This window comes from Streptomyces sp. NBC_00878, from assembly GCF_026341515.1.
Classification (GTDB): domain Bacteria; phylum Actinomycetota; class Actinomycetes; order Streptomycetales; family Streptomycetaceae; genus Streptomyces.
This window is the reverse complement of sequence record NZ_JAPEOK010000002.1, coordinates 472,368-486,567: the sequence shown is the minus strand read 5'-3', so window position 1 is coordinate 486,567 and position 14,200 is coordinate 472,368. Positions and strand designations below refer to the sequence as shown.

At 69.4% G+C, this 14,200-nt stretch carries 12 protein-coding genes and 1 pseudogene; 11 read left to right on the top strand and 2 right to left on the bottom strand.

Annotation, left to right across the window (positions count from 1 at the left end):
* Window positions 1-115 precede the first annotated feature (115 nt).
* The gene (locus tag OHA11_RS46340) at window positions 116-847 is read right to left on the bottom strand and encodes an AfsR/SARP family transcriptional regulator (RefSeq protein ID WP_323186802.1); all 732 of its coding nucleotides are present in this window, start codon (window positions 845-847) and stop codon (window positions 116-118) included.
* Window positions 848-1,268: 421 nt separating this feature from the next.
* Here OHA11_RS46340 and OHA11_RS46335 point away from each other — a divergent pair, with 421 nt between their 5' ends.
* The 8 genes and pseudogenes from OHA11_RS46335 (at window position 1,269) to OHA11_RS48450 (ending at window position 8,570) form a co-directional block, all read left to right on the top strand.
* A complete protein-coding gene (locus tag OHA11_RS46335; protein ID WP_266508467.1) occupies window positions 1,269-1,805 on the top strand; it encodes a hypothetical protein in 537 nt (178 codons plus the stop codon).
* Window positions 1,806-1,939: 134 nt separating this feature from the next.
* Window positions 1,940-2,800, top strand: coding sequence for a HEAT repeat domain-containing protein (locus OHA11_RS46330; RefSeq protein WP_266508465.1), 861 nt, complete (start codon window positions 1,940-1,942; stop codon window positions 2,798-2,800).
* A gap of 89 nt (window positions 2,801-2,889) precedes the next feature.
* Window positions 2,890-4,365, top strand: a complete 1,476-nt coding sequence (locus OHA11_RS46325; RefSeq protein ID WP_266508464.1) for a hypothetical protein — start codon at window positions 2,890-2,892, stop codon at window positions 4,363-4,365.
* 163 nt (window positions 4,366-4,528) lie between these two features.
* The gene (locus tag OHA11_RS46320) at window positions 4,529-5,797 is read left to right on the top strand and encodes an AAA family ATPase (RefSeq protein ID WP_266508463.1); all 1,269 of its coding nucleotides are present in this window, start codon (window positions 4,529-4,531) and stop codon (window positions 5,795-5,797) included.
* Window positions 5,794-7,053, top strand: a complete 1,260-nt coding sequence (locus tag OHA11_RS46315) for a VWA-like domain-containing protein (RefSeq protein WP_266508462.1) — start codon at window positions 5,794-5,796, stop codon at window positions 7,051-7,053. The genes OHA11_RS46320 and OHA11_RS46315 overlap by 4 nt, the downstream gene beginning before the upstream one ends.
* Before the next feature lie 182 nt (window positions 7,054-7,235).
* Window positions 7,236-7,934 (top strand): alpha/beta hydrolase, encoded by a 699-nt coding sequence (locus OHA11_RS46310; protein ID WP_266508461.1) that lies wholly within the window; start codon window positions 7,236-7,238, stop codon window positions 7,932-7,934.
* A 139-nt stretch (window positions 7,935-8,073) separates the two neighbouring features.
* A pseudogene (locus tag OHA11_RS46305) lies at window positions 8,074-8,334 on the top strand (phosphotriesterase-related protein); the annotation flags it as partial.
* A gap of 41 nt (window positions 8,335-8,375) precedes the next feature.
* Window positions 8,376-8,570, top strand: coding sequence for a hypothetical protein (locus tag OHA11_RS48450; RefSeq protein WP_323186804.1), 195 nt, complete (start codon window positions 8,376-8,378; stop codon window positions 8,568-8,570).
* Here the strand turns inward: OHA11_RS48450 and OHA11_RS46295 are convergent.
* A complete protein-coding gene (locus tag OHA11_RS46295) occupies window positions 8,567-9,559 on the bottom strand; it encodes an AraC family transcriptional regulator (RefSeq protein WP_266508459.1) in 993 nt (330 codons plus the stop codon). The genes OHA11_RS48450 and OHA11_RS46295 overlap by 4 nt on opposite strands.
* A gap of 290 nt (window positions 9,560-9,849) precedes the next feature.
* Here OHA11_RS46295 and OHA11_RS46290 point away from each other — a divergent pair, with 290 nt between their 5' ends.
* The 3 genes from OHA11_RS46290 to OHA11_RS46280 all read left to right on the top strand — a co-directional run bounded on the left by OHA11_RS46290 (window position 9,850) and on the right by OHA11_RS46280 (window position 14,147).
* On the top strand, window positions 9,850-12,081 hold the full coding sequence (locus OHA11_RS46290; protein WP_266508457.1) for an MMPL family transporter: 2,232 nt from the start codon (window positions 9,850-9,852) through the stop codon (window positions 12,079-12,081).
* Window positions 12,082-12,172: 91 nt separating this feature from the next.
* A complete protein-coding gene (locus OHA11_RS46285) occupies window positions 12,173-12,676 on the top strand; it encodes a hypothetical protein (protein ID WP_266508455.1) in 504 nt (167 codons plus the stop codon).
* A gap of 154 nt (window positions 12,677-12,830) precedes the next feature.
* Window positions 12,831-14,147: an amidohydrolase gene (locus OHA11_RS46280; protein ID WP_266508453.1), complete on the top strand. Its 1,317-nt coding sequence runs from the start codon at window positions 12,831-12,833 to the stop codon at window positions 14,145-14,147.
* Window positions 14,148-14,200: the final 53 nt, after the last annotated feature.

Genomic DNA, 14,200 nt, shown 5'->3' with positions numbered 1-14,200 from the left:
GGAGGGGCTGGGGCGGGATGGGACAGGAGGGACGGGCTCGGACTCCGCCGGCTCGCCCACTCGTCCACTCGCCGTCTCGACGCCTCGCGACTCCGCGGCTTCGCCACCAGCGCGCTCAGCTGACGGTCGCCGCGGGCTCCCGTTGGCTCGATACCACTGCGGTCGGCAGGGTCAACGCAGGGTCTTGGGCAAGGATCTCGGCATGCCGCCGCTGGAGCAGGGCTCCTGGCTGAATCCCCAGTTCCTCGTCCAGCCGCCGCCTGGTCGACCGGAACAGGTCCAGCGCTTCTCCCTGCCGACCGGTGCGGTAGAGAGCGAGCATCAGCAACTCGCAGAATCGCTCGCGCAAGGGGTGCCTGGCAACGAGTTGACGAAGCTCCGCGATCGCGCGCGCCTCGTCCCCGACGGCAAGGTAGGAGCTGACCAGGTCCTCCCACGCCGTCAGCCGACGCTCGTCGAACAGCGCCGCCGCACCCCGTACGCGCAGTCCGTCACCGGCGTCGAGCAGCGCGGGCCCCCGCCACAGTTCCAGTGCTGTCTGTAGCAGTTCCAGCGAGCGTTCGGGCCGTACGGGCAATTCGGCGGCTCCCCGCGCCGTGAGGGAAAGGAACCTGTTCCCGTCGACGCAGTCGCGCGGAACATCGAGCAGATAGCCGTTGTGTACGGCCCGCAACACGGTCGAACCGCGTGGCTGACGCGCCGGACCGGAAATCACCTTGCGCAACCGGGTCGCGTGCGCCTGCAAGGCATTTCGTGTGTTGCCGACCAGATGTCCGGACCACAGTTCGTTGGCCAGGTCCTCGTTCGAGACGGCCCGGCCGGCATCCAGTGCGAGGGTGGCCAGCATGGCTCGCACCTTGTTGGCTCGTATTGGCTGGTGCTTCCCCTCCACGGCGACAGATATGGGCCCTAAGAAGCATATGTGCATGAACTTCCCCCGATATATTGCAAACTGGAGCAGTCACTATCCAAGAGAAAGCACGTACCACCGCGCGATAGGATCCACAACATTCCTCGGAGGAAGACGAGGGACCTTATCAACGCAGAAGTGCACGATCACCCTTCCGTGGCTTCAGCCTTCCAGGGTGCCTGCCCTGTGTCATCAATCAACCGGCTGATTTCTCTCATACACAACAGGCGGAGATCCAGAGCAGGGCCTCCTCCACCATTCGTTGAGGCAGAGTCCACAACAAGCCAACTAAAATTGGACTGCCACTGGAGTAGTGAACGGCAGGCCCTCCTCCTGCGGCTTGCGAAGGGGGCACCACGTGAACCGGCCGATTCTCTATCTTGACGTGGACGGGCCGCTCAACCCGTACGCCGCGCAGCCGCACAGGCGGCCGGAGGGCTATGCCACGCATCGGATGAAGCCCGAGGGCTGGATCGCCCAGCACCCCGGCATGCCACGGGCCCGCGTGAAGCCGCTCCGGGTGTGGCTCAACCCCGAACACGGTTCCCGCCTGCGGGAGTTGGGCGAACGGTACGACCTGGTGTGGGCCACCACCTGGGGTGCGGAGGCCAACACGTTCATCGGGCCTGTCCTCGGCCTTCCGCGACTGCCGGTCGTGGCCTGGCCCACGACACATGAGGTGTGCCCGGACGGCACGTTCTGGAAGACCCGTCCGCTCGTCGCGCACGCCGGCGGCCGTCCGTTCGCCTGGGTCGACGACGACCTCGACGACACCGACCGCGCTTTCGTCGCCTCCCACCACGAAAGCCCGGCGCTTCTTCATCACGTCGACGCTCGGGTCGGGCTGCGCGACACCGACTTCGCCGTCCTCGACTCCTTCGCGCGCGCGTTGTGATCCTTTCCGCCCACGGCCGTACAACCTCCGAGCGGCTCGGAAGTCCTCTTCTCCGGGGTGTGTCGTGGGATCGGAACACCAGATCGCCTTCTTCCTACGGGAGTTGGCGGGACGTGTTGAGGGACGATCCAGCCGTGCAGGCGGAGGTGATCCGGACAGCCCGGGAGGGCGACGGCGCCGCTCGCGCAGAGGCCCTCACCTTGGCGCCGGGCCGATGCACCGAGCGACTGCTCGACTCGCTGCTCGCGGGGCTGCACGACCCGTCCCCCGACGTACGGATCGCGGTGGCGCGGCGGCTGTCCGACGTGGAGACGCCGCAGGTCCATGACGCCCTTGCCGCCGCTCTTGACGCCGAACGGGACCCGGCGGTGGCACGGCACCTGCTGGGCATGCTGGAACAGCCGGGCGACCAGCGGATGATCGACCGGGCACGGCGATGGCTCAGCGACCCGGTGGCCGGCCAGGCAGCCGCTCGCGCGTTGGGCGAGGCGGACACCTGGACCGCCGTAGTGCACCTGCGCGGCGTAATCTCCGACGCGGCGATACCTGGACCGACCCGCGCCGCCGCCGCGAAAGCCATCGGCGGGTGCGGGAGATGGGACGCCGTGTGGCTGCTGCTCCCGCTGCTCGACGACCCGGACGCCGACGTGCGGGCAGGTGCTGTCGACGGTCTGGGCGCACTCGTCTACAACGGCCTCCGCCTCTGGAACGGGGGCTACGGGGGTCACGACGGCTACGGCGCCGAGGACGACGTACGCCGTTTGGTGCGGGCTCTCGACGACCCGCAGGAGCCGGTCCGTTACAGCGCCGCGCTCGGTCTGAAGCGGTGGGTCGCGGTCGGCTTGGCACCACCACCGGACCCCGACGCGCTGTACGACCGGTTGACGACCCTTGTCCAGGACCCGTCCCCGCGGCTGCGACAAGCCGCGGCCGACGCGCTCCAGGCCCTTGCCGATCCGGTCGGGCCGAATTCGTCCCCGCGGAAAACCACCTGACAGCCCGTCGTGAGGGCGATACCGTCGCTCGCGATGATGACTCACTCTGTTGGCAGAATGGGGGTCCCGTCCGCGCAAGGTGAGTGCTGATGCTCACTGACACCGCGTACGAGGATGTCCGCCTTTCCTTCTGGCCGCGCGTGCGAGAGTTCGCCGTGCCGCCCTCCATGATCGAGACCGCGACCGCCCGTCGCCATGCCGGGGACTGGGCAGGGGCGTGCGCAGCCGCGGGCGTCGATGTCGATCTCGATCTGCGCTCCCTGGCACGCACGCGCGGCCGGGGCCTCGCCGCCCAAGTCCGCGCGGACCTGCGCCACTTGGCTCCCGATCTGCTGCGCTGGCACATGCCGAGGATCGCTCCCCACGGATTGCTGCGCCCGGGCCTGACGATCGCTCTGACGCGGTACGGGGCGGCGGAGCGGGACGGCCCGGGTGCGATGGATCCCCCGGGTGCGATGCATCCCCCGGGTGCGGTGTGTCTGGTGGTCCGGACGGCGCCCGCCTGGGCGGATGCCGGTCAGCGCATCAGCCTCGCACTGTGGGACGGGTCCCATGGCGATGCCTTCACCCGTCGTCACCCGCATCCCCGTCCGAGCCGACGGTTCCGCCTCGATCTGCACCGGCACCTGTGGGACGCGCGCAGGAGTGACGAGCTGCTGTTCCGGTCAGGGGCTGATCGGCCGACCGGGGAGTGCCTCCCTCTGGTGAACCCGGATGGGCGGGAACTGGTGTCGTTGGTGTCACGGGAACGGCACTGTGCCGTCGACCGCTGGGCCGCCGAGGCAGGGCTACTGCTCCGCGCCGAGGGGCGGTCCACCGCTACCGTCACCGTGCGGGTGGGTTCGCGGCAGCGGCTGCTGCTGGACCTGGCCGCTGAGGGTGAGGGTCCGGGGTCGCCCGGGTTCACCGTCGCGGTGGCGTCCACACCAGGGGTGGCCGCCGAGCTGCCGGTCCTGCCCGACGCGGCGACCTGGACGTTGCCGGACCTGGAGTTGATCCGCAGGGGTTCGATCGAGGTCGATCGGCTGCATCCGCTGGTCGCCTCGGCGTTGGCACCGGGGGGCTGCCTGGTTGGTTCCTCCCGGACTCCGGACCGGACTCCCTCCCGGACCCCCGGTCGGCCGGGGCAGCTGCCACACCTCGTGGAGTGTCGGGGAGAGCGGCACCGGATCGCCCTGGTCGACGGCGTCCTGTCGCCGTTGGACCACGACCCTGCCGAGATCCGCCGGGAGGAACTCCTGGCCGAGCTCACCGGCACGCCACTCCCCTGCCTCCAGGTGATCGACACGGCACACCGTCATCCGGACTGCCTCACCGGCGTCCAGGAGCGTCTCCGGCACGGCGACATCGCCGGAGCGCTGGCCGTCGTCGAAGGGCTGTTGGGCCCCGACGCGCTGTTGCGCGACGGCGCACTGCGGGACGAACTGGAGGCGGCCGCACGGCGGCGCATCACGTACGGGCTCTTCCGGGCGGACCTGGTCGGTCCCGGTCCCGGCCGCATCTGCCCGGGTCCCCTTCGTCCCCGTGACCACCGCTCCAGTCCGCGCCACGCCACCGCCCGCTGACCCACGGACACCCCGCCCTCGCCGCCACGCCACCGCCCGCTGACTCAGGAACGTCTCGCCTTCCCTGCCACGCCGCTGCCCGCTGCCCGCTGCCCCAGGTGCATCCCTCCCTGCCTGCCTGCGCCTCATCCACCGCTCCAACGAAACCCCCAGGTGATCAAACATGCCCACATACAGCCCGTTCACCGCGCCCAGCGCACCCTCACCCTCCGACCCGGCGCACACCTCCCAACTGGACATCGCCGCCGACCTGTTGGCCCGCCTGCGCGACACCACCACGGAACCTCGCCCCGATATCCAGCTCGACGCCCTCACGCTGGCCGTCGCCGCCGACCTGCCCGTCCTCCTCTGGGGCGAGCCGGGTATCGGCAAGACCGCGGCCCTGACCCAGCTCGCGGCGGCCCTCGACCTTCCGCTGACCACGGTCATCGCCAGCGTGCACGAGCCGTCGGACTTTTCCGGGCTGCCCGTCGTCGGCGACGATCCGGCGGAGCAGGGCGTCCCGATGGCCCCGCCGGACTGGGCGGTCCGACTGGTACGGGCCGGCCGCGGGCTGCTGTTCCTGGACGAGTTGTCCACCGCGCCGCCGGCCGTGCAGGCCGCGCTGCTTCGCCTCGTACTCGAACGGCGCATCGGCGCCCTGCGGTTGCCGCCCGGCGTACGCATCGTGGCCGCCGCCAATCCACGGTCCTCGGCCGCCGACGGCTGGGAGCTGAGCCCTCCCCTGGCCAACCGGTTCGTGCATCTTCAGTGGACCCACGACCACGACGTGGTGGTGCGCGGCCTCGGCGGGACCTGGCCGCGGGCCACACTGCCGCGGCTCGATCCGGAGCGGCTGCCGGAAGCCGTGGCCTTCGCTCGCCGTGCCGTGTGCGAACTCCTCGCCGCCCGCCCCGGGCTCGTACACCGGCTGCCCACCAGTGAGACGCGTCGGGGCGGTCCTTGGCCGTCCCCGCGGAGCTGGGAGATGGCCCTGTGCCTGATCGCCTTCGCGACCGCGGCCGGCTCCTCCCGGGAGACGCTGTCCCTGCTGGTCAGGGGAACGGTGGGGGACGGTCCCGGGCTGGAACTGCTGGCCGGTCTGGACCGTATGGACCTCCCGGACCCCGAACTGCTGCTCGCCGACCCGGCGTCCGCCGCCCTGCCCGAGCGGGGGGATCTGCGGCAGGCCGTGCTCGACGGTATCGTGGCCGCGGTCCGCAAGCGTCCCGACCAGGCGCGCTGGGACGCCGCGTGGGCGCTCCTGGTACGGGCACTGGACACCGGCGCCCCGGACTTGGTCGTCGTTCCCGCGACCACGCTCGCCTCGCTGCGCCAGGAGGACTGGGATGTTCCGGCGTCGATCGAACGGCTCGCCGGAGCGGTGTCCATGTCCCGGCGGGCGGACCGTGCGGCGGCCCGGGCCGGCGTCGCCACGAAGGCGGGCCGGTGATCGGGCGGCCGACGAGGGCACTGGACCTCGACAAGCTCTTCGCCGCCCGGCTGCAGGCGGCCCGGGCCCGGCCCTACTTGGCGACGGCGCTGTTCGCGCTGCACGCCGTGGAGTCGCGGTCGGTGCCGACGATGGCCGTCGACCGACACTGGCGGTGCTACGTCTCACCGGCGTTCGTGGACCGCACGCCGGTGGAGGAGTTGGCCGGTGTGTGGGTGCACGAGGTGTCGCACCTGCTGCGCGACCACCACGGGCGAAGCGACCGGGTCGCGAAGGAACGCGGGCTGACCGGGCCCGGGGAACGGCTGCGGATGAACATCGCCGCGGACTGCGAGATCAACGACGACGTGTACGGCGACGGGCTGGTCAAACCCGAAGACGTCGTCGAGCCGGGCTCCCTGGGGCTGTCCGAGGGGGAACTCATGGAGGACTACCTGCGGCAGTTCCGGCTCGGGCCGCGCACCCAGAACCACACCTGGCTGGACTGCGGCAGTGGTGCGGACGGTCTGGAAAGGGAGTGGGAACTGGGACCCGACGGCGCGCACGGCCTCAGCGCGCAGGAACGGGACGCGGTGCGGTTCCGGGTGGCCCAGGGCATCAAGGGCCGCCCGGGCCACGCGTCCAAGGCCTGGCAGCGATGGGCGGAGGAGGCGTTCCAACCACCGCAGCCGTGGCGGGAGTTGCTGGGCGCGGCGATCCGTTCGGCGACCTCGGGCTCCGGCGCGGGCGAGGACTACAGCTACGGTCGTCCGTCCCGCCGCTCGGCCGGGCTGCCGGGCGTGGTGCTCCCCAGTCTCCGGCGCAGGCCGCCCCGGGTCTCCGTGGTGATCGACACCTCCGGCTCGGTCAGCGACGCCGAACTGGGCAGTGCGCTCCGGGAGGTCGCCGCGATCTCCCGTGCCGTGGGCGGCCGCCGGGACCTGGTCTCCGTACTGCCGTGCGACGCGGCCGCCCGGGTCGTGCACCCGCTGTGCCGTGCCGAGGGGATTCCGCTGCTGGGCGGCGGGGGCACGGACCTGCGCACGGGCTTCGCCAAGGCACTCCGTACGCGGCCGCGGCCGGATGTCGTCGTGGTCCTGACCGACGGTCAGACGCCCTGGCCGAGCGCGCGGCCGTCCTGCCGGACGGTGGTGGGTCTGTTCCCTCGGCCGTACGGCTCCGGGTCGTGGGACGAGGACGATCCCGAGTACGTCCCTGACACCCCGCCCGCGTGGGCCCGCGTGGTGGAGATCGGTTCGGCTCCCGGCGTTCGGTGATCCCTTCGTGCAGCTTCCTGGTCACCGCTGTGTCCCGTCCGAGGTAGCCGCCGGTCAGCACGCCCACGCGAAAGGACTGCGCGCCGACGCGAAAGACGGCTTCGCCTTGGCCCTGGAAAAGTCGTCCTCACGTCGAACGGTCGTCACAGTTCACAGTTCACAGTTCGCAGGGAGGAACATCCATGAGTACGAAGCCGGTGAGGAACGTCGTACTGGTCCACGGAGGGTTCGTGGACGGCTCCGGGTGGCAGCGGGTGCACCGTCTGCTGACGGACGACGGCTTCCGGGTCAGCGTCGTGCAGAACCCCACCCGCTCCCTCGACGGGGACGTCGCGGCAACCGAGCAGATCCTGGACGCGCAGGACGGACCGACGATTCTGGTGGGTCACTCGTACGGCGGGGTCGTCGTCACCGAGGCCGGCAACCATGACGGCGTCGCGGCGCTGGTCTACATCGCGGCGTTCGCGCCCGACAAGGGCGAGTCCGTCGGTTCGCTGATCGCCGATCCCGAGCCGGGGGCGCCCGTACCGCCGATCCTCCCGCCGATCGACGGTTTCCTGTTCCTCGACCGGGAGAAGTTCCACGCCTCCTTCGCGGCCGATCTACCGTCGGCCGAGGCCGAGTTCATGGCCGACGCCCAGGTGCCGTGGGGCGTCGACGCGCTCGGCGGGACCGTCACCGAGCCCGCCTGGCGGCGGAAGCCGAGCTGGTACCTGGTGGCGACCGACGACCGGATGATCCCGCCCGCCGCACAACGGGCCATGGCACAGCGGGCAGGCAGCACGGTCACCGGGACCGACGCCAGCCACGCGGTCTACGTCTCCCAGCCGGAGGCCGTGGCCGACCTCGTCAAGCAGGCAGCCGCCGTCACCGGCTCCTGAAACACATCGCGAAACCCATCGCGAAACCCATCGCAAAACATCCCGTACAGGCTCACCGAACCACGTCACCACACCGCACCGCACATCCCCGGGCCGCCCGATCGACAGGCGAGTCCGGGGCGAGTACCAAAGGATCCGTATGCTCCCGACCTCGCAGGTCCAGACCGTCCGCGGCCCCGTGGCGGTGAGCGACTTGGGCCCCGTACCGATGCACGAGCACGTCTTCACCCTGAGCGAGGAACTCCGGCAGAGCATGGCGGAGACCTGGGACGAGGAGGAGCGCGTCAGCGACGCCGTGGCCCGGCTCACCGCCCTTGCCGCGACCGGCGTCCGCACGATCGTCGACCCCACCGTCATCGGGCTCGGCCGCAACATCGCGCGCGTCGCCCGGGTGAACGAGCAGGTCGACCCCAACATCGTTGCGGCCACCGGCCTTTACACCTGTCGCACGACGCGTCGTGTCACATCGGCTGGTTCCCGCCCGGCGTCCGGGAGAAGATCGCGCCGAACTGGCACTACACCCACCTGTACGACGAGGTGCTTCCGGCACTGCGCGCCGCCGGCGTCACCGAGGCCCAGCTCACCACCATGCTGGTCGAGAATCCACGGCGGTACTTCACTCCGGCCAACGGCTAGGGCCGGTCCGGCAGTTCAGGCCCGAGCGTTTCAGGCCGGAGCGTTTCAGGCCGGAGGGGGCGGGCGGCCTGCCTGGCCTCACGAGGTGTCATGCCGAACTCCGCCCGGAACGCGGTGGCGAAGGAGGCGTGACTGCCGAATCCGCAGGAATGGGCGATCTCCGCGATCGAGTACGTGCTCCAGCTCGCGCTGGCGAGGCGGGTGCGGGCGACGTTGAGCCGTTCGCGGCGGATGAGGTCGCGTGAGGTGGTGTTGGCCGCCTGCAGCACCTGCTGGACATAGCGCGCGGACCAGCCGAGGGCTCGCGCGATGCCGACGACGTCCAGGTCCCTGTCGCAGGCGTGCTGGCGTATGTAGCGCCGGATCTCGGCCTCGACCGTCGCCCGTTGCCCGGTGGGCGCCAAGTCGTCGCCGCCCTCCGCGACCAGGCACACCAGATCGAGGAGCCGGTCACACGCCATGTCGAAGGTCGTCTCGGAGAGTTCCTCGCGCTCCTCGTGCAGGGTCGTGGTCAACTGCCGGACGATTCGGCCCAGTCCACGATCGCTGCCGAGCATGTGCGATCCCGAGGCCGCGATCGAGCTGCGCACGGCGACGTCCTGGCCGGACATGATGAAGGCGATCGACAGGAAGTCGGCGTCGTGCGCGAACGTCATCGGGCGGTCGATGTCGCACAGCACCATGGTGCCGGGCCGCAGCTCGGCGGACGAGGGCCCCTGTTCCACCCAGGCCGTACCCGCTAGCGGTACGAGGAGTTCGTACGTGCCCCGGGGATCGGCCCGGATGTGCCGGGCATCCCTGTTGACCGCTTGCGGTCCGCCGAAGCAGAGGGCGAGGCCGTATGCCTTCGACTGCTGCCACTCCAGACGTCCGGTCATCGGAGCGGTGCGGTCCGGCAGGGTGATGCGGCTCGCGCCGTGGAGGCCGGAGAAGACCTCGTCCCAGTCGCTCGCCGAGGACAGGGAGACGGCTTGGTTCCAGGAAGACACACCTCATCGTATCCAGCGGCCTCACCCGGGGTTCATGACCACAGCGTGAACACTGGCGACCGCCGCCCACCACGACACCGTGACCCAGTTCACACCGCCAGGGGCGAACTTCTGGTTCCTCCCTCCGTCTTGTCCGCGTCCAGCCACGCACAGACGCACAAAAGAACACACACAGACACGGGAGATGAAGAGGGACGCGGGCACAGCAGCCGTGTTCGTGAAGAACGACCAACTCGGTATCACCCCAAGTCGCTGGCTCAGCAGCGACGTCAGAACGCAAAAGGACAGTCATGTTTGACCGCGTTGCGGAACTAACGGTCCGGCGGCCCAGAGTCGTGCTCGCCGTAGCTTCCGTCCTCGTTGCCGCGATGAGCTTCGTGGGCGTGGGCGCATTCGGGAAACTCGTGGGCGGAGGCTTCGACGACCCGGACTCGCAGTCGACCCGTGCGGGTCAGGTCATCGACGAGAAGTTCGGTGGAGAAGCGAACTTGGTGTTTCTGGTCAGCAGTCGCGCCCAGCGCGTCACCGACCCGGAAGCGGCGCAGGACGGCAAGCAGTTGGTGGCCGAGCTGCGCAAGCAACCCGAACTCAGCAACGTCATTTCCTACTGGGACACGCAGAGCGAGTCGCTGCTTGCCCGTGACGGCCGTTCGGCCATGGTCCTCGCCCATGTGAAGGGCGACGAATCGACGCAGGGGGAGAACGCGCACGACATCATCGACACGTACGCGGGCCAGTACGAGGGACTCACCGTCCGGGCCGGTGGCGGTAGCGCGGTAGGCGCCGAACTGGACGAGCAGGTTCTGCAGGACCTCCTCCTCGCGGAGGTCATCGCCGTCCCCGTGACGCTCCTGCTCCTTCTCATCGTGTTCGGGGGCGTGGTCGCGGCTCTGCTGCCCCTCGCCATCGGCACGGTGGCCGTCGCCGGGACCTTCGCGGAACTCGCGATCCTGGGCGGCGTCACCAACGTGTCGATCTTCTCCATCAATCTGACCACCGCTCTCGGGCTCGGGCTCGGCATCGACTACGCGCTGTTGATGATCAGCCGTTTCCGGGAGCAGCTCGCCCGGGGGACGAGCGTTGCCGACGCGGTGCGAACGACGGTGCACACCGCGGGACGTACGGTCGTGTTCTCGGCGGGCACGGTCGCGGTGGCGCTCACCGCACTGCTCGTCTTCCCGCAGTACTTCCTCCGCTCGTTCGCCTATGCCGGCGTGGGCGTGGTCGTCATCGCCGCCGTCAGCACACTGTTCGTGATGCCCGCTCTGCTCATGCTGTTGGGGCATCGCATCAACAGCGGCAGGCTCCCCTGGCCCAAGGCCGACCGGCATCGCCGGCGGGCACCGTTCTGGGGCCGGCTGGCCGGGACCGTGATGCGCCGACCGGTGCTCATCACCGTGCCGGTTCTCGCGGTGCTCCTGCTCGCCGCGACGCCGCTCCTGGGCGTCACGTTCGGCACCCCCGACGAGAGGGTCCTTCCCGAGGACGCCACGAGCCGGCAGGTGTCCACGGCGCTGCAGGCGGACTTCGAGGGCGATGACGAGGCCGCCATCCAGGTGGTCGTCAGCGGGTCCCTGAGGTACGAGGCGGTGGACACCTACGCGGAGCAGCTGTCGCGCCTCGACGGGGTCGTTCGCGTCCAGGCGGCGACAGGCACGTACGAACAGGGACGCTCACAGGCCCCCGGCCCGGCGAACGAGGCCCTGGAACGCCCCGACGCCCAGCGCGTCACCGTCATCGGCTCCGCTCCGCCCAAGTCGGACGATGCGCAGTCCCTCGTCCAGGTGGTCCGAGAGGTCAAGGCACCTGCCGGTGCCAAGGACGTACTGGTGGGAGGTGGGGACGCGGAACTGCTCGACACCAAGGATTCGATCGCTGGTCGTCTCCCCCTCGCCGGCGGCCTGGTCGCCGTCACCACCTTCATCCTCCTCTTCCTGTTCACCGGAAGCATCGTCCAGCCCATCCGTGCGCTGGCGTTGAACATCATCAGCCTGGCGGCGGCGATCGGCGCGATGACCTGGATTTTCCAGGACGGCCATCTGAGCTCGGTGTTGGGATTCACCGCCCAGCCGATGGACACCTCCATGACGGTCCTGCTCTTCTGTATCGCCTTCGGACTGTCCATGGACTACGAGGTGTTCGTCACCAGCAGGATCAAGGAACTCCACGACGCGGGCGAGAACACCGAGGACGCCGTCATTCACGGCCTCGGACACACCGGAAGAATCGTCAGCGCCGCGGCCTGTCTTCTCGCGGTCGGATTCTTCGCGTTCGCCACGGCGAAGGTCAGCTTCATGCAGATGTTCGGCCTCGGCAGCGGTCTGGCCATCCTCATCGACGCCATCGCCGTACGCGGAGTTCTGCTGCCGGCCGCGATGCGGCTGCTCGGCCGCTCGGCCTGGTACGCGCCGGGACCTCTGCGCAAGTTCCACCAGCGCTTCGGAATCAGCGAAAGCGGCCCCACGACCCACCACGCCCCTGCGGGAGTTGCCCAGCACGACGAAACCTCGATCAGAGCCTGAGGCGACCCGCGACGAACTGCGACAACGCCCAGTCCGCACCGAAGACATGAACCAGTTTCGAATGAGAGAGTCAAAAGAAATGCGTAACCTTGTGAAGCTCGGCATTGCCGCTGCCGGTGTCGGCGCTGTCCTGCTGACCGGCTGCAACAGCGATGATTCGGCGGACGACGCGTCGAGCAGCAAGCCGGCGACGCCGGAAGCGATCGCGACCACGCCGGAAGCCCCGAGCGCCCCCGCCACACCCAGCGGTATCAGCGCGAGCGGTCAGGCGGACAGCCTCGACGGTGGCTGGCTCGGAGAATCCGATGTCGACAAGGTCGCCATGATCGTCCAGGGGAAGAAGGTCATGCTCGCCTTTCAGAGCACGGACGGCAAGAAGCGGCAGGCCTGTGATGGCCTGCTGAAGGAGAAGGCGATCCAGCTCCAGTGCGTCGAAGCCAACAAGGACCGAGTCAAGGGCACCGTCGAGATCTCGAGCGGCGAGAAGATCGCCATTGCCTGGACGTCGGGCAAGAAGGATCTCCTGACGAAGAGCGGCAACGGTCAGGTGGACTTCTCACAGTGGGGCCTTCCCTCGGCTCCGGCCGCCGGCTGAAGTCCTGATTCCCTCCCGCTTCGGCGGCGATGACCCCTTCCGGACGGAGACGGGACGGGGTGCCGCCGAAGCAGGGCTCGCTGCTGGGCCTCCTCGGGGGAAGGCCCAGCAGTTTCCGCTGTCCGCAACAACACATTGGAGAAAGATCCGCCCCATGTCATTTTCGCGACGCTTCTTCGCTCCGGTGGTTCTGCCGGCGGACCCGGACTGTTCCGTACTCCGGGACGCGGTGGTCGATGTCGGACCCGAGGGACGCATCACCTACTGCGGTGAGGCCGCTGCCGCTCCCCCGATACCGGACGATGTCCCCCGCAGCCATATGTCCGGAATCCTCGCTCCCGGTCTCGTCAATACCCACGCGCATTCCCCCATGACGCTTCTGCGGGGACTTGGCGGCGACCTTCCGCTGATGACCTGGCTGCAGGAAGCCATCTGGCCGGCCGAGGCACGTATGCGGCCACAGGACGCCCACGCGGGGATGCTGCTGGGATGCGTGGAAATGCTTCGTTACGGCGTGACCACCAGCGCCGAAATGTACGCACACGCCGAGGAGGTGGCGGACGCGGCGCTGCGAGCCGGGAGCCGTGTCCTCATCGCACCCGCCTACTTCGACAGGCCGGGCGGCGACTGGCGCGGCGATCTCGCGGCCATAGGCAAGTGGATCGACACCGACGGCCTGCGCTTCGGGCCAGGGGAGCGCATCGAACTCTGCTACGGGCCGCATTCCGCCTACACCCTGCCTCCCGAGGCTCTGCACGCCACGGCGGAAGAGTCCGCGCGACGCGGGGCCCTGGTCCACATCCATGTCGCGGAATCCCTTGCCGAGGATGTCGCACAGCGGGAACGGCACGGGTCGGTTCCCCAATTGCTGAAGACGAGCGGGCTTCTCGACGGGCGGCTCCTCGCCGCCCATGCGGTGCACCTCTCCGACAGCGACATCCAGTTGTTCGCCGAGTCGGGGGCCGGCGTCGCGCACTGCCCGGGCTCGAACGCCAAACTCGCCTCCGGAACGGCTTCCCTCCACGAACTGCGGGCCGCGTCGGTCGCTGTCGGTATCGGTACCGACGGGCCCGCGAGCAACGACGATCTCGATCTGTGGGAGGAAGCCCGTCTCGCCATGATGTTCTGCCGTCTTTCCACTGCCGACCCCTTGGCCCTCACCGCCGAAGACGCCTTTCTCATGGCGACTTCTGGCGGAGCCGCGGCATTGGGCCGGACGGATATCGGCGAACTTCGCCCCGGCACCTGGGCGGACATGATTCATGTCTCCGTCGACGGGCCTCATTTCGCGGCAGGTCTGGATGTCGCGGACGGCCACCTGCTCGCCAATCTCATGTGGGCCGCCGGTTCTCGCGCGGTCACGGATGTCTGGGTCGCGGGAGAAGCCGTGGTCGTGAACGGCGAGACGGTCCGCGTCGACCGCATCGCCGCCCAGCGCGCTGCCGCCGATGCGACGGCACACATTGTGTGAACAGCCGTCAGGTGCGTGAGCGGTGATGTACGCCGCCGGGTTGAAGGCCCGTC